Source organism: Gammaproteobacteria bacterium, from assembly GCA_029882975.1.
GTDB lineage: Bacteria > Pseudomonadota > Gammaproteobacteria > SZUA-152 > SZUA-152 > JAJDNG01.
The window spans coordinates 44,633-67,140 of the sequence record JAOUJW010000014.1 but is presented as its reverse complement, the minus strand read 5'-3'; the positions used below and the strand labels follow the sequence as shown (position 1 = coordinate 67,140).

The window sequence follows — 22,508 nt, the reverse complement described above, 5'->3', positions numbered from 1 at the left end:
GAACAAAGTGTCACACGCCATAAATTGATTATATAGCGAGCAAATACGCATAAAGGTATCCTATGATACTGCTTCAGGAAGCCAGGGAAGTTGAGCTAAGCACCACGCTGGGTGAGAACATCTTATTGTTCCACTCCATGAATGCGCGAGAGCAAATGGGGCGTTGTTTTGAATTCGAGCTGGAAGTGGCCAGCACCGACCCCAATATCAAACTCACCGATGCCCTGGGACAAACCATGACGGTGCGCTTAAGCCGCCCGGATGGAACCAAACGATTTTTTCACGGCTATGCCACCCGTTTCAGCTACGCCGGTATCCAAGAAAGTCACCACTTATACCAAGTGACCTTGCGTCCCTGGCTGTGGTTTTTAACCCGCACCTCCAATTGCCGCATTTTTCAGCAAAAGACTGCACCTGAAATCATCAAGCAAGTCTTTCGCGACCACGGCTTCTCCGATTTCGAGGAAAAACTCAGTGACAGCTATCGAACCTGGGAATACTGCGTCCAGTACCGGGAAACGGATTTTAACTTTGTCAGCCGCCTAATGGAGCAGGAAGGTATTTATTATTACTTCAAGCATGATAAGGACAAACACACCCTGGTATTGTCCGATTCCATTGAAGCTCACAGCACTCAAAGCGGTTACGAACAAATTCCCTATTACCCGGAAAGCGTACGCCAACGCGAACGTGACCACATTTCCGACTGGTTTGTGACCCGGGAAGTACAGCCCGGTTCTTATGCCCTGAATGACTTTAATTTCAAAACACCCAGCACGGACCTCAAAGTCAAGCGCGACATGCCCGGCCAGCACGCCATGGATGATTTTGAAATTTTCGATTATCCCGGCGAATACCCCGAACGCGGTGACGGCGAAGAATACGTGCGCAAACGCATCGAAGAACTCAAAGCGCAGCATGAAATTCTCAACGGTGAAGGCAACGCCCGCGGCCTCATGGTGGGCGCCCTGTTCGAGCTGGCACAACACCCTCGCATGGATCAAAACCGCGAGTATCTGATCACCTCGGCAGAACACATCATAAAAGCCGGCGTCTACAGCAGTGGCGCTATCGGTGGCTCACGCAGTGGCCAAGAGGAAACCTACACCTGCAGCTTCTCCTGCATGAACAGTAGCGTTACCTTTCGCAGCCCGCGTCTTACACCCAAGCCCAGCGTGCAGGGCCCACAAACCGCCATTGTCGTCGGACCGTCCGGCCAGGAAATACACACCGACGAACACGGCCGGGTCAAAGTGCAATTCCACTGGGACCGCGCCGGACAAGCGGACGAAAACAGCTCCTGCTGGATTCGCGTCTCCCACCCCACCGCCGGTAAAAACTGGGGCGGCGTGCAAATCCCGCGCATCGGCCAGGAAGTCATCGTCGACTTCTTAGAAGGCGACCCCGACCAGCCCATCATCACCGGCAGACTGTACAACGGCGAAGCCAAACCGCCCTACGAACTGCCCGCCAAAGGCATGGTGGCCGGCATGAAAACCAACAGCACCCCCGGTGGCGGCGGCTATAACGAAATGTCCATGAATGACACTAAGGGCGAAGAGATGATCACCATCCACGCCCAGTTCAACATGGATACGACCGTACAGAACGATCAAACCGACACCATCAACAATAACCGCACGACCACTGTAGCGGTGGATGATACGGAAACCGTAGGTAACAACCAAACCGTGAGTGTGGGTGTTAATCAATCCACCAGCGTGGGTTCAAACCAGTCCATTAACGTGGGCGCGGCCAAAACCGAGAATGTTGCAGCGGCCAAGGCCACCAGCATTGGCGGCGCGTATCAGATTTCCGTGGGCGCTGCCATGAACGAAACCATTGGTGCGGCCAAGGCCGAAGAAATTGGTGCCGCAAAATCGGTAAATGTGGGCGCCAACAGCTCGGAGAACATTGGCAACAATAAGAGTGTTAACGCCGGCAAAGACATTAGCGTGAGTTCCGGTAAAAAAATGTCCTTCAGCGCCGGTGATGATTTCAGTATCAACGGCGCCAAAAACGGCGTCATCGAAATCAAAGACAAGCTCACCATAAAAGTGGGCAAGGCAACACTCACTCTGGAAAAAAACGGCGACGTTTCCCTAAACGGTAAGAAAATACAAATCAAGGGCTCCGGCGATGTCATCATCAAAGGCAAGAAAATACTTCAAAATTAACCATGTGGATGTTGGATAATCAAACACCCTTCGAAGCGGAAAGAACCTGGGTTCGAGACAAAAACGGTGTGCATCATTGGATCGTCATCGTGAAAGCAACCTATGACATCGACAATAACGGTACCCTAAGCCTATCCGAGGAACCCATGGAGCCTCTGCATGCCGCTGAATACATAGGTGATGACGGTGAGTCCAGCATCCGCTATGAAGCCGACATGGTCGCCATGAAACCGGGTACGGATATTTACCTTAACGCCGTTGCCTATGCGCCCAACGAAAAACCTTGCACCGAATTAGGCGTCGCCTTCAAAATCAACAATTTCCAAAAAGTACTGAAAGTTACCGGAAAACGCTACTGGGACGGCGCGTTTGGCGGACGAATACAGCGCTCAGACCCGGAACCGTTTATATCAATGCCCATCGTTTATGAAAGCGCCTACGGTGGCTTTGATCAAAAAGATCCGAACCCGTCAAACCACCGAATTGATTTTAGAAATCCAATAGGCTCAGGTTTCGCTTATCACCCAAATAACATCATAGGCACCCCGGCACCCAATATAGAAGCAATGAACCAAGACTTGGGTAAAGGCAATCCCGCAGGATTTGGTGCCATCGCCGGCTTTTGGTCGCCGCGAAACCAATACGCCGGAACCTACGATGATAATTGGACTAAAACGAGAAAACCGTTATTACCCTTAGATTACGATCCCAGATTTTTGATGTGTGCGCCATCGGACCAACAAACCCAGGGCTACCTGGCGGGAGGGGAACAGGTTGAGCTGGTTAACTTAACGCCCAACAACCGCATGAATTTCACCCTACCCAAGCATTCTTTCCAGTTTGAGACTTATTTTGGTGCCCAGTGCAAACTCCATCACTCCCAACTGGTTTCCGTTGTAATAGAATCAGAAGGGCCACGACTGATTATGGTGTGGCAAACCAGCCTACAGGTCGGAAATGATGGCGACTACCTGGACAAAACCGTTATCACTCAAACAGGTTCCATCCAATGAGTGAACCGATTCACATCATCGCCTATGGAGCCCGCACGCCGCTGGGCCTGGACGCCGCATCGAGCTGCGCTGCCGTGAGCGCTAACATCACCAGATTTGAAGAACATCCCTTTATCGTTGACAGAATTGGAGAACCGGTACTACTGGCCCAAGACCATATCCTCGAACCGGACTTACCCAACCTGGAACGCTTCAAACAGCTGGCCAAATCCGCCTTGGACGAATTGTTTGAACAATTGGAACCCATACAAGCAAAAGTACAAAGCGTTCCGGTTTATTTAGGTTTACCAGAACCCAGACCGGGCTGGAACCCAGAAAATGCGCAAGCCGTTTGCCTGGCGCTGGCGCAGGAAGACTATGCGTTTACGCTGGAAAAAATCAAACCGGTCAGTAAGGGACACGCAGCAGGCTTGTGCGCACTACAAAAAGCCTGTGATGAACTCCATTCCGGGAAAGCGCATGTTTGCATCGTCGCAGGCGTGGATAGTTATATCAACATAGACACACTGGGATGGCTGGACGACAACAAGCAACTGGCTACTTCCTACCACCGGGGCGCGTTCTTTCCAGGGGAAGGCGCAGGTGCGTTTGCCATAGCTCCAGAGTCCGTTGTAAAACGCCTCAACCTAAATTCATTGGCAACCATCCAATACCCCAGCATTGCCATAGAACAGAACTTGATTAAAACCGACTCAGTCTGCACCGGAGACGGCCTGACAGAATCCATTAGAAACACCGTGTCAACATTGAATTCCATAAACGCTATGGTAGAGGGCATCATCTGCGACATAAACGGAGAACGCTATCGAGGCGAAGAATGGGGCTTCACCCTTTTAAGACTGGCAGAGTCTTTCGTCGACCCAACGGATTATGAAATCCCAGCCAGTTGCTGGGGAGACATGGGCGCAGCATCCGCCCCCTTATTTGTTATTTTGGCGGTGGTTGCAGGCTTACAATCAAGCGCAAAGGGAAACCATTACTTGATTTGGAACAGTTCCGAAGCAGGAACACGAGCCGCCACATTATTAAACTTACCCCTTGAGGAAGCCGCATAATGAGTGTTGGCGTCAACCCTCCAAAAACTCCCGTTACTAAAGGCAGCAACGGCATAGCAACTGCTACATTACCCAATGTGTGCAAAATGCCAGGCCCACCGGCACCATTTGTACCCGCACCTCTTCCCAATATTGGAAAGTCCGGCGATAGCCCAAAAGGATACACAAAGAAAGTCAAAGTCGAAAAAAAGACGGTGGCGGTGAAAGGTGCAAGCTTCAAAAGCATAGGGGATATGGCCAGCAAAGGGACGGGTGGTGGCCTAGTATCCGCAAACACGCATGGACCTTGCAAATTTATAAGCCCAGGCTCAATGGACGTAAAGTTTGAAGGGAAAAATGTACACCTATTGGCAGATATAATGACAAACAATGGTGGGGGTAGTGGCACTCCAGCCAATTCAGCAACTATGATGGGAGATATTCAAGATCCAGAAACAAGCGCAACCGAAACTGAAGCAGAAAAAAAAGAACCTCCCAAATGTTCGAAGTGTGGCCAACATCATAAAAACTTAGGAAATCTCAATGAAAAAGGTGACAAAAAACCTTCGGAACTAATAAAAGAAGGCTTAGGCACTTTTCGAAAACAAAAAGATGTAACCTCAGATGACTTCGATAAGACATTATGCGAACTCGCGGGTCAAAATGATAAAAGCTCAAAGGTCGTAATCAAACTTACAAAACAAGCTTCTGATAAAATTGACAAACTCAAATCGAGTCAAAGACGAGGTAGGCACTAATGAAACAAGATTCGAACATAGTCGATGGAATCGATAACGAACATTTATACAATGACATTCGGCAACGCCTCAAACCTCTATTGCGCCCCACCACTCCAAATGACGAAGTAGAATCGATACAAACACAATTGCGTGAACGATGCGATCAAATACTAACGCCTTTTAGAGAGTTTCTCGAAAGTGAAATCGCAAGCCTTGATTACAAATACAACGACATAATAGGTTTCGAGGAAGGAAAATGGTCCGCAGAAATTAAGATTTTGCTTACTGAGGGAGCAGTATTTACCGGCAACGATATAGAATTACTTAATAAGTTGGGAAAACCGATTTGGGTGTTAGTAGTGGAAATAAGCGTAATATCCCCAGTGTACTTGATGGCAATCGAAAAGTGGGAAATTGATAAATCTAATCAAAACTGGATAGAATGCACTCCAGCGAACGATCGGTTAAATGATTTCTTGCCTGTGATCTTGGCATGTGAATTATATTTTAAAGGAAGTGGATTTCATCCGATTCATCAAGAGTCGTTAAGCATACGCCTTCCTAGAAACATTACAAATAAAGAACTATGTATAGGTGAGGACCGGGAAGATTTTACGCTCGTTCAGCTATTATTCAACGAGCTGTTTAATGAAGATATTGATATCCTTAACCCAGCCGCAGTAAGTGCTTAGACTGTGCATACAGCATATTATCAGAGCAAGATCATACCTAACTCACTTCCCATACATTTAGCATTATGCGCAAATAAGAATACCCACATCCAACAATTCCAAAAGAAGATCCACATATCAGAACTTGGGTGTGGAAATGGAGCAAACCTTTTGGCTTTGGCCTTCTATCATCCAAATAGTAATTTCACAGGAATCGATTTATCCAAACGAGCGATAGCGGATGCGCGTTACTCGGCGAGCCTACTTGGATTGAAGAACATCAATTTTTTGCTCAGAGACATATGCAATCTGAAACCTTCTGAATCTACCGAAAACGATTACATCATTGCACATGGACTTTTTTCTTGGGTCCCGAATAAGACAAAAGAAGCGGTTCTAAGATTCTGCCAGGACACTCTAGCCTCTGACGGGTTGGCTTATATCTCTTACAATGCTCAACCTGGGTGGACTACTCGAAGACTTATAAGGGACATTTTCCTAACGTTTCCAGAAACCAAGAATACCTCCATTAAAAGCAAGGCCAAAATAGCCAAAGAACTAGCCTCAAAGCTAAAAAACGACCTTCCCAGAAACTACGCACATGGAGAACTATTAGCTACAGAACTGGAACATGTTATCCAATCAGAAGAGTATTATGTTTTCCACGAATACCTAACAGAATACAACGACGGCTTTTGGCTAAGCGAATTCGTCGAACAAGCAAATAAATACGGATTAGATTATGTTGCCGACGCACAATTTTGCCGCCCAGAGGGCCAGATACCGCGATCCCTAAAACAATCGCTTGCCAAACAAAATCTCTCCCAAGTGGAACAGGAAGAAAGAGCCGATTTACTTTGCGGACGTTTTTTTCACGCGTCTATTTTGTGCCGCAAAGATGCACTAAAGTCACCCGTTGATCGCGACACCTTGATGGGTAGAGTTTATATTGCCACCTGCTTACGACCCACAAACGATCCAATAGACCTCACCCATGGCTTGGTGCAACCTTTCCTGGGACAACAGGAGCAAGAGATCACTTTGGACGCAGCAATTACCAAATCCGCTGTACTGTTGCTTTCAGCCCAATGGCCTTTTGGTATGAAGTTGGATCGACTATTTAGCGAAGCCTGCAAACTCCTCAATGCCCATGACTACGAGGTCGAGCACGACGCGCGATCGCAATTATTAGAGGAGCTGAAGATTTTATTTGAGTCCGGCGTGGTGGATTTACGCCTTTGGGAACCGCCACAGTATACGCTGGCTCCTTCAAAGCCAAAACTCCACGCCCTGGCCCGCTACGAACTCGACTGCGGCAGACCGTTGACCACCCCCTACCACCTTCCCCTGCAGTTGGATAGCCACATGCTGGAAATAGCTAGGACCCTGGACGGAACCGTAACCAGCAAAGAAATACAGGCAGACTTTAAGATTGGCTCAGTCGATCAAACGGTGGACATTTTGACGCGCTGGGGTTTACTGGAAAGCTGTAAAAACGATTCGTAGTGCGGATACTGCAAATGGAGCAGATATTGAAAAACTCTCGATCCCCCGAGATTACTATAAGAAACCCGTATCGAAGTATAATGGGGACAATTTAGTAAAACGCTGACACCATGAAAAAAGAAACACCGATCATTCCCGCTATTATTAATCAGTATGTGGATGACTGCGCGTTTCTGTGGCTGCTTCGCGCTTCTGCCGTAAACGAACCCCACTGCAACCTGGACGATCTAGCGAAATTGGACCAGCGGGTGGATGCCGCTCTCGGCGGTATACGAATTGCCGGAAGCCCCGCTTGGGAAATGTGCCTTCAGGCTCTGGAAAAAGAGGAACCCGGTGAAGTATTTCAGGCAGCGCTTTTGGCTTTTGAAAGTGGCAAAGGCGATCAAATCGATTACGTCATTTCCAAAGGCGCACATACTCTGGAAAACCTTAAAGCACTGGTGTCGGCTCTAGGATGGATTCCTTTTAAAAAAATCGAATCCATGCTCCACAGCATGGCAAACGCAAACGCGGACCCTTACCGCTATTTGAGCATCGCCGCGTACGCTGTGCACCGAGCCGACCCAGGAGAAATTCTGAACCAGGCCATACATGATCCGTATCCTTTGATCCAAGCACGCGCTATTCGAGCCGTTGGCGAACTAAAGCGCCAGGACCTAAAACCCGACCTGGAAGAATTTTTTCATTGCGACAACGAGGCTAACCGGTTTTGGTCGGCTTGGTCATCCATACTCCTGGGTAACTTATCTTTAATAAACAATCTATTGCCGTTTTTCGTGATGGATTCACCGCATTTTGAGCGCACCCTGCAATTGTCTCTTAGAGCATTGGATGTACCCACCGCACAGAGTTGGTTACAGTCTCTGTCTCAGTTCCCGGATACCTTGCGTCACCTGCTTATCGGCGCCGGGATTATTGGCGACCCAATGTACATCCCTTGGATTATCAAACAAATGGCGGACCAGGAAGTGGCAAGAGTTGCCGGCGAAGCCTTCAGCATGATTACCGGAGTTGACCTGGAAGAACACAATTTTGAAGCCGATTGGCCCGAAGGACTGGAAACCGGCCCTACCGAAGACCCCAAAGACCCAAACGTTGCCATGGACCCGGATGAAGACCTGCCTTGGCCGGAGCCTGCACTGGTCAGTCTCTGGTGGAAAGCGAATAAATCCAACTTTATCGAAGGAACGCGCTATCTAGCCGGTAGCCCAATAACGGAACCACATTGCCGCAACATTTTAAAAACCGGCAACCAGCGCCAGCGAGCCGCCGCCGCGTTAGAGCTTGCAATCCGTAATCCCAAAGAACCCGTATTCAATGTGCGAGCCCCAGGCAAACGCCAGAAGAAATCTCTTGGCGTTTAGTGTGGCGACAATCACTCATTGCGTCACTTCGACCATAAAATAGGATCAGGGTATGGTGGAGACCTTAAAGGTCAGGCTTGTTTTTCAATAGATTCGACCGCAAAAAGCCGGCCTCTCTATAACCCAGCTCAAAGATACTCGTCCGTTAAACGATTTTTGTCCCAGGACAGGTCTTTCCAAATTCGGAAAGACTGAAACGCTTTCTCGGAGAAATCATACAAACGTTCAGAGTATGCATTCAAGATACTTACGTCTCGTTGCAGCTGATCATCTTTATGCTTTTGAAGGTAGCGTGACAGGTTCCCAGCGTGCTCATTGAGTTTGGCAACGGCTTTGTAGTATCGTTTTTGCCAAATTAACGGCTCCAGTTCCGCGAGCGTTTTCTGAGTTTCCAGTATCAACAGTGACCTTTCCACCAACCAGTTTCGGTCAAATACACGATTGCGGTCCAGCACATAGTCCACTTGAGCGGTTTTGCGAATTTTCCCGTACGAACGCTTGCGCGAGTCGAAATATTGCACTTCTACGGCAACTATTTCGTTATAGGTTGTGGCATCGTAGACCGGCGTATTGATCCGGGCCATAATAATAAACTGCTCGCCCTGCACCATGTTCTCTATTGTATGTACATACTCTGTTGTTGCTTGGACGGGCGCATAGGGAGACGTTATTTCCGCCACAGTTGCACCGAATTTGGTTTGGATGTGCACCTGAATATCAGTAATGTCGCCGGCACTGATGCGGTATATCTCTTCTTGTAACCAAGCCTGGTAATTGAATGTTTCCGTCAAGAACGATGCCTGCCCCTTGCCATTGGCAGCCAATTGACTGGCAAAACTGACCTCCGGTTTTTCCGCGACGGAAAAAACAGACATTCCGGCACCTTTAACCCGAAGCACAGAGGCTAGATCCACGACGTTTTGCAGTTGCTCCTGTGATTCACTCATATCACCCAGCATAAGGATATAGTGTTGTTTCACTCTCTTTTCCGGTAGACGCGCATATTGCTTGACGAAAGCTACCAGTGAACCGGTACTGTGCCCTTCAATTAATTGCGTTTGCGTTTGCGTTTGCGTTTGCGTTTGCGTTTGCGTTTGCGTTAGTTTCGCCATAGGGCGGAAGCTGTCTACCGTGAGACTGGATCCTTGCGGTAGCTTATTGGCTACCGCAGCTTGGATGACATTGTACATTTGCTTCAGCTGATTTTGCGGCGTGTGATCCGGATTAAACACAAGTATATGTAAATCCAACGATTGCAGCTCGGCAGGCTTGGTAACTACGCCAACCTGAAGAAACACTTGGTCTCCTTCGGCCATCACAGAGGTACGCTCCAATGTCAGGTCCACATCCAATAATTGCTTGGGACTCGGTAAAGGATGGCTGTATTGATTGAGAAAATCTTCCTGTGCGACTACAGCCGCAGGAACCATGCGATCCTGCTCCAGGCTTTGCTGAACCACCTGCATGGAACCTGTACTGCAGCCACCAAGAAAACCTTGGTACACAAAAACCCAACCCAGAAACTTGAAATCTCGCAACTTTCTCAGTAACCCATTGTTAATACGCATATTTACCTCCAATTCCAGCCAAATATGGGAACTTCTTCCCATTTATAAATGGGAGTATAGTCCCATAATTATGGGAAAACAAGCCCATTTCGGTTACAATGTGTAGCATCTCATAAACCACCTGGAACCTAATAATGGCTGATGCCGCTAGCAACGCACTCAAAGCGCTACAACATATCCTTAACCCTTTAGTTAAATTATTACTGCGCTTCGGTATTACCTATTCCGCGTTTTCAGAACTTGCAAAAAAATCCTATTTCGAAGTCGCTAAAACAGAGTTCGCCATTGCCGGACGAAAACAAACCTCTTCACGCATATCCACGCTCACCGGCTTGTCACGCAAAGAAGTGGCACGCCTGGAAAATCTACCCCCAAGCGACTCTTTGGATACCAGCAAAATCAACCGTGCCGCACGCGTGATCAGCGCCTGGATGCGCGACAAGGCTTACCTGAACAAAGACAACAGCCCTGCCGATCTACCTTTTGAGGGAGACACCAGCTTTAGTTCACTGGTTAAGAGCTATAGTGGTGATATCACGGCAAGAACCATTGCTGACGAGCTCATCCGTGTGGACGCCATATCAACCACTGCCACCGGGTTAATCCACTTAAACAACCGAGCTTATATTGCCAACAACAACGAAATTGAAAGACTAACCATCTTGGGCAGCGATGTGTCCGACCTCATTGACACCATAGATCACAATTTAAAACAGATTGACTCTCCTCGCTTCCAAAGAAAAGTCAGTTACAACTTTATCCCGGAAGCAGACCTGGAGACACTGAAACACGTTCTCAGTGAAAGGAATCAGCAATATCTGGAATCAGTGGACAACCTGCTTGCTAAATACGCCATCCCCAAATCAAACGCATCCAAACATAAACGCTATGCCCGAATAGGTATTGGCATTTACTATTTTGAAGGGAAACATAACAAATGAAATGTACCTACCGTAATTTGTTTGCCACAATCGCGGTATTAACCTGTCTGCTGATATCCGCTTGCGCTTCCGTGTCCAATACCGATCAAGAAGGTGGAATTACCGGCACTGGCCATCAAAAAGACTGTACGGAAACCACTCAATCGTGCAGGAAAAAGCAAAACCTCGAGATTGACTAAGGCGTCTCCAATTACCCGCCCTTGGCATAGAAACGAAAAATGATTCGTACAATAAAAGCCATTGAGAACAGTAAACAGCCACATTCAATCTGGAAGTGCACCACACTGCGAACGACCTAGCCTAGGGGTCAAGTCGCTTGCTTCAGACCTAGGGGTCAAAACAGACCTAGAACCTAGGGGTCAAGAGAACCTAGGGGTCAAGTCGCTTGCTTCATAATACTTTCACTTCATTCATTTCCATCGGACAGTTTTAAAATGGATTGTTGACGAATAGGCAGGCATATACCAAAAGGAAGGACCTAGGGGTCACGACCTAGGGGTCAAGTCGCTTGCTTCATAATACTTTCACTTCATTCATTTCCATCGGACAGTTTTAAAATGGATTGTTGACGAATAGGCAGGCATATACCAAAATATATTAATATTTGGTAACCGGCGAGACTATCATGCCCAAAAATACAAGTATTTCCCTTGGCGATCATTTCGATGAATTTGTTGCAAAACAATTAGATAGCGGTCGGTATGGCTCAGCGAGCGAAGTGATCCGCGCCGGTTTAAGGCTGCTGGAAGACAACGAAGCCAAGCTGGAAACTTTGCGACAACTTTTAAAAGAAGGGGAAGATAGCGGTATTGCCGACTACTCCTACGATGAGTTTATCGCTCAACTCGACGATGAAAATCAATGATTTTTCTATTATCGAATAAAGCAAAATCAGACCTGAGAATAGCTAAATACACAGAAAAAGTTTGGGGGAAACAACAGCGAAATATTTACCTGAAACAATTTGACCTGACCTTTCATTCATTAGCAGAAAGCCCCTCAGCAGGTGTTAGCTGCGATTACATTTCTCCTGGGTACAGAAAATTTCCGCAGGGTAGCCATATAATTTTTTACAAATTGACAGATAAAAACCAACTTATAATTGCCAGAATCCTCCACAAGCACATAGACGTAAACATCCACCTATAGGGCCCAGATTCGTTGGCATAAAACAGAGGCCAGGACAGTTGTGCATCCAAAGTAATCAGCATATCCGGTAATTCGACTCTTCTATTTTTCTAGTGACCCATAAAACCATTTCATAACAAACGGTGGCAGCAACGTAGTTAGGGCAATGACGATAACCATACCTGCATAGATTTCATTACTGAATATATTACTGGCCCGCCCCAGTTCGGCGAATATTAATCCTACTTCGCCGCGAGGGACCATTGCCAACCCTATGATTGTCCGGGTACTCCAGGGTTCTTGTATTAGCAAGGCGCCAATCAGTTTACCCATAATGGCGACAACCAATAATGATATGGAAAAGCCCCAGATAAAAACGGAACTCCAGTCAATTTGATGCAAGTTTAGCGACACACCAACATAGACGAAAAAAATTGGCGTAAACAGTTGCACTATGGGTTTCATTCGGTCTTCTATGCGATGGGCAAACCGCTCATCGGTGCGAAACGCTATACCTAAGGGCAAAAAGAAACGTCGAGACAGGGCCAGGCCTGCGGCAAAACCGCCCAGCAGCTCGGGAGCGCCCAGTGCATGGGCCAACCAGGCGAAAAACAGAACCAAAGATACAATAGTCGTCGGCAGTAAACCGGGTAGATGGTGGCTGGCATCAATGCGCTTAATAATCAAGGAAATTATTTTTGCCGCAATGGGGGCTACGAGAAAAAAAGCAACAACGAAGACTAATACTTTACCGGCATTGAGCAGGCTGATTCCACCGCCAATGGAGAACTCATACAAAAGGGCCAGTAACACCACGCCCAGAACATCATCCAGAACCGCCGCCCCTAATACTATTTGACCTTCCGGTGATTGTTGCCGGTTTAAATCGGACAGTACTCTCACGGTAATACCGATGCTGGTGGCAGTGAGGGTTCCTCCTATAAACAGGGATACCAGTAACGGCAGCCCGAATATCCAATAAGCCAGTGCGAATCCAAGCGCCAAAGGCAGGACAAAACCGCACAAAGCGACAACCACAGATTTCACGCCAGTCCGTACCAGACGCTTTACATCGGTTTTTAATCCCACCTCGAATAGCAGCAGGATAATACCGATTTCAGCCATTAATTTTATGGCCTCCATCGGCTCTATCCAACCAAGCAGACTGGGGCCCAGCACAACACCCGCCAGTAACTCACCGATTACCGGCGGGGAGTGCCAACGGGCGGCCAGTTCGGCGAAAATTCTTGCCGTCAGCAGAATAATCAATAAAGACAGAAAATAGTCGTGTGTTTCCATTGCCGGCCTTTAGCGCTGTGGTGCGTTGCTGCATAAATCCAAAATGGGATTTACTTTTAGTATTTGTCCTGCACTATAAGTTATATCGAACGTTGTGCCTTGTAAATTAGCAACCGAGGACAGATTAATCTGTCAGGACCTCGGTTTTTTCCCTAAGGCCATTTGCGGACAAAGGCCGATATAACAAAGCAAAGACGTCAGATTTGCTACAACGAATTCCTAACCGCACGGTTCGTTCCCGCAACCTTGAGTCCATAATATTGTGTGTGTATTTTGAGAGCGTTTGCCGGATGCTATTCTTCATCAGTCTGCCGATGGCTTGTTTTTCCGAAATGCCAAAGAGATGGATTGCAGCTGTACCTTGGACCCAGGGACCTTGGGCACCCACCATACTCAGAACATCAACGTATTAATGACCGCCATCAAGCCAAAAACAGCAGCGATAATGATCCAGGTTTTACGCGCCGGCGTCATGCCTCCCCCTTTTCTTATATGATCCACGACTGCCAAACTGGCGAACAAGGCGCTGAACAGGTAAAAAATTAATTCGATTTTCATAGGTTTCTTATGATTCAGTAGAAGGGGATTTGATAACCCGTTCGGTTTATCTTTCGAAAGATTATAGGCAAGAATTGAGCTTTTATCTCAGAGCCACCGACACGCCGAGAGCACATTTCAGAATTGTCAGCGCCCGAAGTTAGTTTTAGACAACGACTCAATAATAGCTTTCAATGCTTCTTTTGCTTTGGGATCCAAATTGGATTGGTCACCTATACTATACAGTTGATTCAGTACTGCACCCCGAACCGGCCCGTTGAGGTTGTCTACACCAAAAAACTTCAAAACATCCCCCACTTTGGATCGCATCAGCGCCTTATCCAGTTTTCCCAGCCCGGGATCATACAGTTCATCAAATAATCTATACAGGTATTTTTCAGCGACGATATCGGTTTTAAAATCGGACACTGAAGGCAAGCTCAGCATATACTGCATCAACGCCGTATCCGGCAATTGATCGAAAACTTCACGCGGAAAGAGATTAATAGTCGCCGGTTTTTTCACCACCTCTGACAAGCGAAACACGAACACCTCTACCCGACGGTTTTTTATGCGCTTATCCTCCAGCTCTACCCTTTTCCCCGTTTCGTCCTCTGCGGGCTTGCTGGAACCGTAGTAGTGCGTCTCCACATTTAACCTAAGCGATTCCAGACCCAATAGACTCGAAACCATATACGCCCTATTTTTACTCAATTTTTGATTTTGGACGGACTTTCCCTCCGACGACGCATGGCCATCCACTCTAATTGTCAGAATATCGTCTTTTATCGCTATCAATTTTTGGTGTAACCGTTTCAAGGCATTGTCATTGTATCGGTTCAACACAAAACTGTTGTTAGCAAAATAAAAGACCGCCATCATCCCCAGCTGGTTTTCCACCAGAACGGGGGTCGCAACGTTCGCTGAACCCAAACGATTATCACTATCGCATAGCCCCAGCGCACCCGGAGAAATGTTCAGCGTCAACGACAAGGTTTGTGAGTCGATTTCAGGGCAATTTGAACCATGTCCAATGGGACCCAAGCCTGCATTCCCCATAAGCGTTCTCCTTGGATAGGCTAGATAGGTTAAGTATAAACCCTTAATGGTTTCGTTTGAGTTTCTCGTAAAATCGATCATTTATCGCAAACCAATCGCACACCATCCAAGATACTGTGGCCCTCCAAGATTTCATTGCATTACGGGTAGACCGTCATTCGCTTCAATTCCTTTCCCCAAACCGGGATTCGAAAGACGACTATTGGTTGGTAAACCTGGTAATTTAAAAGACGGTAATCAGAGAAACTGAAAGGACAACTAAAAAAGGGCCAAGAACCGGCCCTTTGATCGTTTCGAAATTATTCTTTAATAAGTACAAACTTCTTTTGCTGCAAATTGATGATACGCCCAATTGCACCTTGGTTAACATGCACCATACCATTGTCACTGTTGTACAGGTCGGCGTTGCTCAAACCTCTGCCATGCATGGTTACGCCACAAACTTCCAAATTGATATTAACGCCGACATTTTTCATGGCGAATATCTTTTCCACTAAATCCTTGGTAATGGGACTGTTGGTATCTCCCAACACAAGGTTAATGCCCGAACCGTGCAAGACACCAATAATGTTTATGTCCTCAGGATCCATCAACCCTGCATTCAAGCGCGCTTTAATCGACGTAGCCACCATCCACATGTGGCGCAGTCCCGTATGTCGACCTTTGGAATCTACAGCATCGGAGTTCAAATCAAAAACAACATTGGCTTTTTCCAGCGCAACCGGCGCATCCACACATACGTTAGTATTAGGGTTGCCGGAGATAATTGAACTGACCAATGGCAGGTTGGCACAATTATCCAAATACACCCCAACACGGTTTTTATCGTCATCGGCACTTACGTTACCGGCTACCCCCAGCGCACTAATCAACAGCGCGCGCTTTAATAATTTCCGACTATTACTGTCAAACTTCATTCAACTACTCCTGTTATGTTACTTCTTCTACTTATGGGATCTAACTTGGACTCTGTCTAACGCCGTGTGCGGCACCTGCAATGAAACACGCAGTTGTTAACAATAAACTCTGCTTTATGAGAGGACAACATAGTATCCAACTTAGCTAGTTAATAGCCACCTAGGATTTTGAATCTCAGTATAAGCGCAGTTAATGTAAGTTTAACGTTGATCGGGTTTGTTTCAGGGGCCAAGCAGGGGTGGTTGTGTCGTGGTATAGCGCGCCCGCGGTCAAGATACATGAATTTTTAGGTACTAATGTGAAGATGTCACACGAAGTTCATTATGCTGTTTATACTTATCATTGACCTTAATCGCAAGACACAACACCAAAGAGAACCATCAAGCATTTACATTGGTGTAACTGGCTGCCCTGTCAAAAACATGAACCAGTTCAATTTTTTTAGGTTTGTTGGCTGCTAGTGTATTCTAAGACTTAATCATAATAACTCTGATGTCCTGAATGATACGCGGGAGGGTGAATATGATACTTAAATCGAACAAAATATTGATGGCCGCAGTGTCGCTACTGCTCTGTTCTTGTAATAGCAGTGATGACCTGTTCACACTGGCCGGAGCCGGAACAGGCGGTCAGGCAACAACGACCAACGGTGCCCTTTTGCTACGTGAAGTTTCGGGCCCGCTGCAATCTGCTGCGGATCAATTGTTTTCCAATCCCCACTCCCCATTTGCCAATGCGGGACCTAAGCTGGAATCATGCGATTCTGACGATACCGGCCTTATAGTTGTTTTTTCAACAAACAGCAAAGCACACAGCGGCATTGATGTAAAGCTGGACGGCCATTTGGTTGGCAGCCTAAACAGTTACTTTCCTGATGACAGCCCCAGTTGTGAAGGAAACACAAAAGGCGCAATCAATCTTGTCGTACCGTCGGGGAATCACGCCATCGAAGCAACGAGCTCCAATATCGTCTGGCCAAACCATACTTTTTCAGTAGGAAAGTGTAAATGCCTCTTGCTACCTCTTAGCTAATATCTTCCTTTTTATGCGACTTTATGATGACGTGGCAGGCAACTGCCACATCGTCGCTCCTATACAAGCACCTGGCAATAACCAACTTTTGTTGTAAGTTTTTATCAATCTGTGCCACCAAACACGGTAGTTAGCTCAGCATGTAGGTTATGTAAAGACCAAATGTGCGAATGAGTTCATGGTTTTGAATTATATGGATCCCAACACTCTACGTTACACTACACACTTCACTTGACAGTCCTAAGTGGGGGGAAGCAGTTTGAAATTGGAACCATATTGTTTAGTTATATTGTGTGTCTTGTTGTCGGCTTGTAAATCTACGGTACAAACCGTAAAGAAAACTCCTACACCACCCCCTCCCGCTATTACTTACTATTACCAAATGCCATTGGAAGAGCAGGTGTTCTTTAAAAATAAACTATCCAATATTGATATTGGTGATAGTTTGAATGACATCAAGGAAAACTTAGGCTCTACGGATTACGAGACATCGCTTTACACTCGCGGCGAAAAAAGGGCTTTCATTGGCTCTGTTTACACGTACTACACCGAAAAATTCAAACAAGACATCGTTGATAAAAAGGACAAACAAATCGTACTGTATTTCGACGCGAACAATAGACTCATTTTCACCAAGACAAACATTAACGTCAGATTGTTTGAATTCTTAAACAAAACTGCACACAACCATCGACGCTAAATGCGCGCCAACTAACCGTCACGCGCAAACACCTCAAACCTTACTCTATTATATATTTCACCACTACCAACCAGCATCCCATTCAAACAACTAGCGACTTAGTGTCCTATTTATCCTGAAGCGCATCTGTGCATGGAATATGCACGCTATCGTACGCTTTTGCAGTTTGACTTGTTTATATATCACCCAAATGGAGGAAGGAATGTTGCGTAAACTTTTTACACACGGTTTAGTGATTGCAGCGATATTTACTGTCAGTGCCGCGCAGGCGGGTTACGCCGTCTATAGCATTAATGCCACTGTCACCGACGTATATGATCCCGGGAACGTACTTCAGGGACGCATGGCGCTTGGCACCCCAATTACAGGTACCTACCAGTTTGACACTACAGCACCGGATGAAGATCCGTCTATGGAGTGGGCGAATTACAATCAAGCCAACCGGGGCGCCGTCGGCTTTGACCTGATCGCCGGTACAGTGTCACTCAAAACGGACCCCAGCGTACCCGGACATATGCATTATATACACATATCCAATTTCGACTCTGACTTCTTCCATATCGGCAGCTGGGGTAACACGCCTTTATACGATGGAGTCAAAATTGATGATATCAATTTTGACCTTTATGATATGACAGGAACGGCGCTCAATAGCACCTCGCTCTCCGCAACAGCACCAAATATCTATGCGTTTGAACAGCGTAGCATTTACATCTCCGGAACCGATGCTTCGGGCTTTAACTACTTTTCTGTAGTGGCCAATCTGGATAGCTTAACAGGCGACACCTCGGTCGGGCCCGCGCCTAACCCTAGGCTGGTCACACTGCAATTGGAAGCAGTGATCCGGGATGTTTGGGATCCGTCAGGTGCATTGGAAGGAAAACTGCTGGCAGGTCAATCTATCTCCGGCACCTACAGCTATGATAAAACCTTGGCTGATAGAGACCCAACTCCCGATTATGGATTCTTCGAGCACAGCCCCGATGGAAGTGGTTATGGTTTTAATATAGATGCAGGCGGATTCAATTTTAGAACCAACTCCCAAAGTGTCCCCATGACGGTTAACTTGTATAATGGTAATCCCAATGATACATACATGGTCTATGGTTGGGGACAAAATTTTCCTCTACCCAACGGCACAACGGTCGAAGACATCGGTATGTATCTTCATGACGATACCGGCCTAATGTTGTCTTCCGATCAGATCAAGGACAATCCACCCAGCATTAGCGGAGGAGGATTCTATGACATATACTTCAGTGGCACCGCCCCTAACGGTGATTGGTACTCGGTAGTCGCTGCAGTAACCGTTTTAAAACCTGCGGAACAAAGCAAAGTGTCCCCTGCCGATGGTTACTTTATACCCGGTCAACAGTTTGATGCCGCGGTTATACTCAAACCCGACCTGGCACCGATTGTCGATTTCCATGCTACTTTATCGACAAGCAATGGTATGTTTATGGATCTGCCCAGGTGCTTTACCTTGCCACCTAACTCCAAAGGGCACCAGGTATTGATGTGTCCCGGATACTCTCAGTTCCTAATGTCGGAAGTCAACACAGTAGAATTCAATATTCTGCTCCTGGATGGCAGCCACATACAGAAAAGGGTAATATGGAATCTGCTGTACTAGGGAATGCCACCTAAACGTCACGAGTGCGCCGGTAAATCCGGCGCACTCTCCTGGTATATCTCCCAGTTAAACAACACCGTTCAATACAAGTTCTAGTTTCATGCTGTGGACTTGCAATATTACGAATTCGGACCGACAATTAAACCTGAATACATTTTCACAATATCCCTCAACGTTGTTTAATTAACACAACCCATGAAAACTATCTTGATTTTGTTTCTGTGTAGCGCATTATTCGCCTGTTTGGCTGTGGTGGACCATATACGAAAGGGCCCCACCATGACGCCTGCGCGTAAAACCTGGATGATTATCGCAGCCATATTCGGTCTGGTGGCCACTATCAATAGTATATTTTTCTAGGTTTTCAGATTCAAAGCGGAAGACTGACCACCCTTTCCGGCTCCACAAACACGCCCCTATTCAGCGATTTATCTAAGCCGACTCCTTCTTAGGTGGCTTTTTAACAAGCACTTGTACGCAACCCCAGGGTAACGTTAAGCATAGTAGACTGGATAGCTTAGATTGATTTATACACACCTATCTGATAGCGTTCCAACATATTTTTGGAAGAAAAACTTCCTTGGGGGGAGAGGAAACATGCAAATTCGACGCAGTGGGCCGCTGGCTATTTGCTTTGCGCCGCTAATAAGTATTTCAGGAACAACCTTCGCAGACCAACTTTCGCTGCCTGCGGCCGATCTAGAGGCGCCCAGCGTTACCCACGAAACCTCAAGCAAAGCCCATGAAGCCGGTACAGACCTGACCATAGAAGCTACGGTAGTGGACAATATGGGGGTCAAATCCGTGACCTTGTATTACCGTGCAAAAGGCACGGAAAAATATAAGACCATGGTAATGCAACGCAGAGCCAAATCGGACATCTACAGCGCGACATTGACTCATGATGTATCCGAACCCGGCTTTGAGTACTACATACAGGCGACCGACAATTCAGGTAATTCATTGTTGCACGGCTATTCGTTTTCACCGCTGTTAGTTGACGTTGTGCCTGCGCCAGCACGCAAAACTGCCGATGCCGATGTTGAACCCAAACCCGTCGACTCCTCTCACAAGAGAAGCTTTAACCCAGGTAACTGGTACGCATTACCGGAAATAGCTTTTTTTACATCCAAATTGAGCGGCACTACCTCCGGATCCTGGAACACTACCGGCGTAATTGTCAGAGCAGGTAAGCGCTTGCTGCCTTTTTTGGCGGTGGAAGGAGTTGTTGGCGCGGGCATAGCGGATTTTGACCGAACAAACGGCTGCTATCGCGAAACATTTTCCAATGACACAGTATTAGGCGCCAACCTCAAAGGCATATTTAACGTTCAAGCAGATTTTGAGCTGACCGGCTCAATCGGGTTGTTCCAGGGCAGCGCAACTCTTATCAGCGACCGGTCCAACTGCGCCACACCTTCGTATTCCGAAGAGAAAAGCAGTCAATTCGGTCTTGGACTTGGTGCCGGTGCAGAATATCGCTTGAACCGATTTGCAACCCTACACGGCGCTTACAATCTCTACTATCAAGGGGAGTTGTTGAATAGCGATTTGCAGGTATCCGGTTTTTCACTGGGCTACAAACACCAATTCTAGTTTACATTGAGATCGGGTTAAAAAAAGGCCAACCGAGATTCCGGTTGGCCATTAAGTACACCGCGAATGCAGTGCATGGAGGGCGACTTGTATGCGCTTTCCCGCTCAGTACTGAGCCATCACGGGTTGTTCGCGCTCTTTATATTGCAGTTCCACTCGGCGATTTTCGTCCCAGTTTTTTTCATCCTTAACCGGAAAACTCTCGCCATAGCTATTGACTTTCAACTGGGTTGGAGAGGCTCCCAGGGTGAGTAAAATTGCTTCAATCTGATCTGCACGCTTCTTGCTGAGTTGGAAATTGTATTGGGCAGAACCGCGACTATCCGCATACCCGTTGATGTTCAATTCCATATCTGGATTATTTTGTAGAAACAAAGCATGCTGCTTTAACCCATCGAGATCAGAATCAACAATATCGTATTGGTCCACCGCAAATCGTATAATGGACTGCTGCGGATATTCAGGTTCTGCAGGGGTAAGTACCACATCCACCAATTCCTGTTCTGCTACCATTTTCGCAAGCGGTTCTTCTTGTACGGACAGTTCCGCATCGTTCACTGAAATCTCACTATTCACGCCATGCCCAACCAGCGGTGGCGCTATTTGCACAAACGCGAAGTTATCTTGTAATTCTACGGTCTCATTGGTCACAGCATCCGTCACTACTTCTGGGGTCTTGAGTTCACTCGAATCCAACCGGGTGAGTTTGTCGTTTCCGGCGCAGCCCACAATCAGAGCTGCTGGTAACAACGCCAAGGTAACTGCATAGGAAATACCACTTCTTTTTACGATAGCCACGATCGTTCTCCTGTATGTAAAATTTGGTTTAATGTGCTTTGTTAGAATTATTATTGGCCGTAGTAATGGCCGACCGAGGTATAAAAAAGGACAATTCTAAGGAATATAATGATGAATTATGGCAAGCAGGATCGGCACGGGATTGTAGAATACAATCCCGTGCCTACTGGATTAGCACCAGACTAATTTCTGGAGACCCTTTAGGTCTTAACCGGCTACGGTGTCCTTTTCAACAGCCAATCGCCGCATATACTGTAATAGTTCATTTAAGGGTCGGTTGTGTTGCTTTTGAACATCTGACCAAAGCTGAAGATTTGCGCTCGTCAACTCGGCAGTTAAGGTGGGTAGGTTCTGAGGTAATTGCTGAAGAATAGTCTCCAAATAGGATATATCAACCCGACCAAACAATTGGCTGTCAATCCATTGGGATGAAGCTTGCTCACCGGCTTCCTCCGTATAGATGCCTTCTTCCGGATCGAACTCATCCAATCCTTCTACAGCCTCAACACTCTCTTGTGTTGATACCCCTAGGCGAGCCAACACATCCAGGTTAAGACCGGCCAAGGTGCCACCATCCAAACCTGATGATTCTGCTTGCTTTTCACTCGATTGCGAATTCGTACTTTCCGGTACCAAGGTTGAATAAGCCTGTTTCATCGCTATATCAAGCAGATTGTTGCAGTTGGAATACAAATAGTGAAACTGTTCCTGGTTCATAGCATTCTCTCTAAATTGCCCTGCTCTCAGAATAAATAACACCAACTTGTGCCAAAGTCCAGGCACCGCGTAAAGAT

22 protein-coding genes are annotated in these 22,508 nt (G+C 46.8%); 15 read left to right on the top strand and 7 right to left on the bottom strand.

What is annotated here, in order from left to right:
• Positions 1-62 precede the first annotated feature (62 nt).
• From vgrG to OEY58_11885, 7 genes are all read left to right on the top strand, one after another.
• Positions 63-2,177: a type VI secretion system tip protein VgrG gene (vgrG, locus tag OEY58_11915; protein MDH5326159.1), complete on the top strand. Its 2,115-nt coding sequence runs from the start codon at positions 63-65 to the stop codon at positions 2,175-2,177.
• Between the two features lie 8 nt (positions 2,178-2,185).
• Complete coding sequence (locus tag OEY58_11910; protein MDH5326158.1) at positions 2,186-3,190, top strand: DUF2169 domain-containing protein; 1,005 nt, start codon at positions 2,186-2,188, stop codon at positions 3,188-3,190.
• Positions 3,187-4,245: a hypothetical protein gene (locus OEY58_11905; GenBank protein ID MDH5326157.1), complete on the top strand. Its 1,059-nt coding sequence runs from the start codon at positions 3,187-3,189 to the stop codon at positions 4,243-4,245. Before OEY58_11910 ends, OEY58_11905 begins: the two co-directional genes overlap by 4 nt.
• The gene (locus OEY58_11900) at positions 4,245-4,982 is read left to right on the top strand and encodes a DUF4150 domain-containing protein (protein MDH5326156.1); all 738 of its coding nucleotides are present in this window, start codon (positions 4,245-4,247) and stop codon (positions 4,980-4,982) included. The genes OEY58_11905 and OEY58_11900 overlap by 1 nt, the downstream gene beginning before the upstream one ends.
• A complete protein-coding gene (locus OEY58_11895) occupies positions 4,982-5,656 on the top strand; it encodes a hypothetical protein (GenBank protein MDH5326155.1) in 675 nt (224 codons plus the stop codon). Before OEY58_11900 ends, OEY58_11895 begins: the two co-directional genes overlap by 1 nt.
• 3 nt (positions 5,657-5,659) lie before the next feature.
• Complete coding sequence (locus OEY58_11890; protein ID MDH5326154.1) at positions 5,660-7,141, top strand: class I SAM-dependent methyltransferase; 1,482 nt, start codon at positions 5,660-5,662, stop codon at positions 7,139-7,141.
• Between the two features lie 110 nt (positions 7,142-7,251).
• Complete coding sequence (locus OEY58_11885) at positions 7,252-8,505, top strand: TIGR02270 family protein (GenBank protein MDH5326153.1); 1,254 nt, start codon at positions 7,252-7,254, stop codon at positions 8,503-8,505.
• A gap of 128 nt (positions 8,506-8,633) precedes the next feature.
• On the opposite strand, the gene OEY58_11880 is transcribed toward OEY58_11885, so the two are convergent.
• Positions 8,634-10,073 (bottom strand): hypothetical protein, encoded by a 1,440-nt coding sequence (locus OEY58_11880; GenBank protein ID MDH5326152.1) that lies wholly within the window; start codon positions 10,071-10,073, stop codon positions 8,634-8,636.
• 134 nt (positions 10,074-10,207) lie between these two features.
• Here OEY58_11880 and OEY58_11875 point away from each other — a divergent pair, with 134 nt between their 5' ends.
• From OEY58_11875 to OEY58_11865, 3 genes are all read left to right on the top strand, one after another.
• On the top strand, positions 10,208-11,014 hold the full coding sequence (locus OEY58_11875; protein MDH5326151.1) for a DUF6502 family protein: 807 nt from the start codon (positions 10,208-10,210) through the stop codon (positions 11,012-11,014).
• A gap of 625 nt (positions 11,015-11,639) precedes the next feature.
• On the top strand, positions 11,640-11,879 hold the full coding sequence (locus OEY58_11870) for a type II toxin-antitoxin system ParD family antitoxin (GenBank protein MDH5326150.1): 240 nt from the start codon (positions 11,640-11,642) through the stop codon (positions 11,877-11,879).
• Entirely contained in the window at positions 11,876-12,163 is a 288-nt protein-coding gene (locus tag OEY58_11865; GenBank protein ID MDH5326149.1) for a type II toxin-antitoxin system RelE/ParE family toxin, read from the top strand. The genes OEY58_11870 and OEY58_11865 overlap by 4 nt, the downstream gene beginning before the upstream one ends.
• 81 nt (positions 12,164-12,244) lie before the next feature.
• Here the strand turns inward: OEY58_11865 and OEY58_11860 are convergent, their stop codons facing one another.
• From OEY58_11860 to OEY58_11845, 4 genes are all read right to left on the bottom strand, one after another.
• Positions 12,245-13,441 carry a cation:proton antiporter gene (locus OEY58_11860; GenBank protein ID MDH5326148.1) on the bottom strand — a complete coding sequence of 399 codons (1,197 nt, stop codon included), beginning with the start codon at positions 13,439-13,441 and terminating at the stop codon, positions 12,245-12,247.
• 393 nt (positions 13,442-13,834) lie between these two features.
• Positions 13,835-13,999, bottom strand: coding sequence for a hypothetical protein (locus tag OEY58_11855; GenBank protein ID MDH5326147.1), 165 nt, complete (start codon positions 13,997-13,999; stop codon positions 13,835-13,837).
• Between the two features lie 126 nt (positions 14,000-14,125).
• A complete protein-coding gene (locus tag OEY58_11850; protein ID MDH5326146.1) occupies positions 14,126-15,037 on the bottom strand; it encodes an OmpA family protein in 912 nt (303 codons plus the stop codon).
• A gap of 299 nt (positions 15,038-15,336) precedes the next feature.
• On the bottom strand, positions 15,337-15,954 hold the full coding sequence (locus OEY58_11845) for a DsrE family protein (GenBank protein MDH5326145.1): 618 nt from the start codon (positions 15,952-15,954) through the stop codon (positions 15,337-15,339).
• A 523-nt stretch (positions 15,955-16,477) separates the two neighbouring features.
• On the opposite strand from OEY58_11845, the gene OEY58_11840 reads away from it, so the two are divergent.
• The 5 genes from OEY58_11840 to OEY58_11820 all read left to right on the top strand — a co-directional run bounded on the left by OEY58_11840 (position 16,478) and on the right by OEY58_11820 (position 20,916).
• On the top strand, positions 16,478-16,987 hold the full coding sequence (locus OEY58_11840; protein ID MDH5326144.1) for a hypothetical protein: 510 nt from the start codon (positions 16,478-16,480) through the stop codon (positions 16,985-16,987).
• A gap of 259 nt (positions 16,988-17,246) precedes the next feature.
• Positions 17,247-17,687, top strand: coding sequence for a hypothetical protein (locus OEY58_11835; GenBank protein MDH5326143.1), 441 nt, complete (start codon positions 17,247-17,249; stop codon positions 17,685-17,687).
• Positions 17,688-17,889: 202 nt separating this feature from the next.
• The gene (locus tag OEY58_11830; GenBank protein MDH5326142.1) at positions 17,890-19,320 is read left to right on the top strand and encodes a hypothetical protein; all 1,431 of its coding nucleotides are present in this window, start codon (positions 17,890-17,892) and stop codon (positions 19,318-19,320) included.
• A gap of 195 nt (positions 19,321-19,515) precedes the next feature.
• On the top strand, positions 19,516-19,680 hold the full coding sequence (locus tag OEY58_11825; protein MDH5326141.1) for a hypothetical protein: 165 nt from the start codon (positions 19,516-19,518) through the stop codon (positions 19,678-19,680).
• Between the two features lie 237 nt (positions 19,681-19,917).
• Positions 19,918-20,916 carry a porin family protein gene (locus OEY58_11820; protein MDH5326140.1) on the top strand — a complete coding sequence of 333 codons (999 nt, stop codon included), beginning with the start codon at positions 19,918-19,920 and terminating at the stop codon, positions 20,914-20,916.
• A 105-nt stretch (positions 20,917-21,021) separates the two neighbouring features.
• On the opposite strand, the gene OEY58_11815 is transcribed toward OEY58_11820, so the two are convergent.
• Entirely contained in the window at positions 21,022-21,714 is a 693-nt protein-coding gene (locus OEY58_11815) for an OmpA family protein (protein MDH5326139.1), read from the bottom strand.
• 207 nt (positions 21,715-21,921) lie between these two features.
• The gene (locus OEY58_11810) at positions 21,922-22,431 is read right to left on the bottom strand and encodes a hypothetical protein (GenBank protein MDH5326138.1); all 510 of its coding nucleotides are present in this window, start codon (positions 22,429-22,431) and stop codon (positions 21,922-21,924) included.
• Positions 22,432-22,508: the final 77 nt, after the last annotated feature.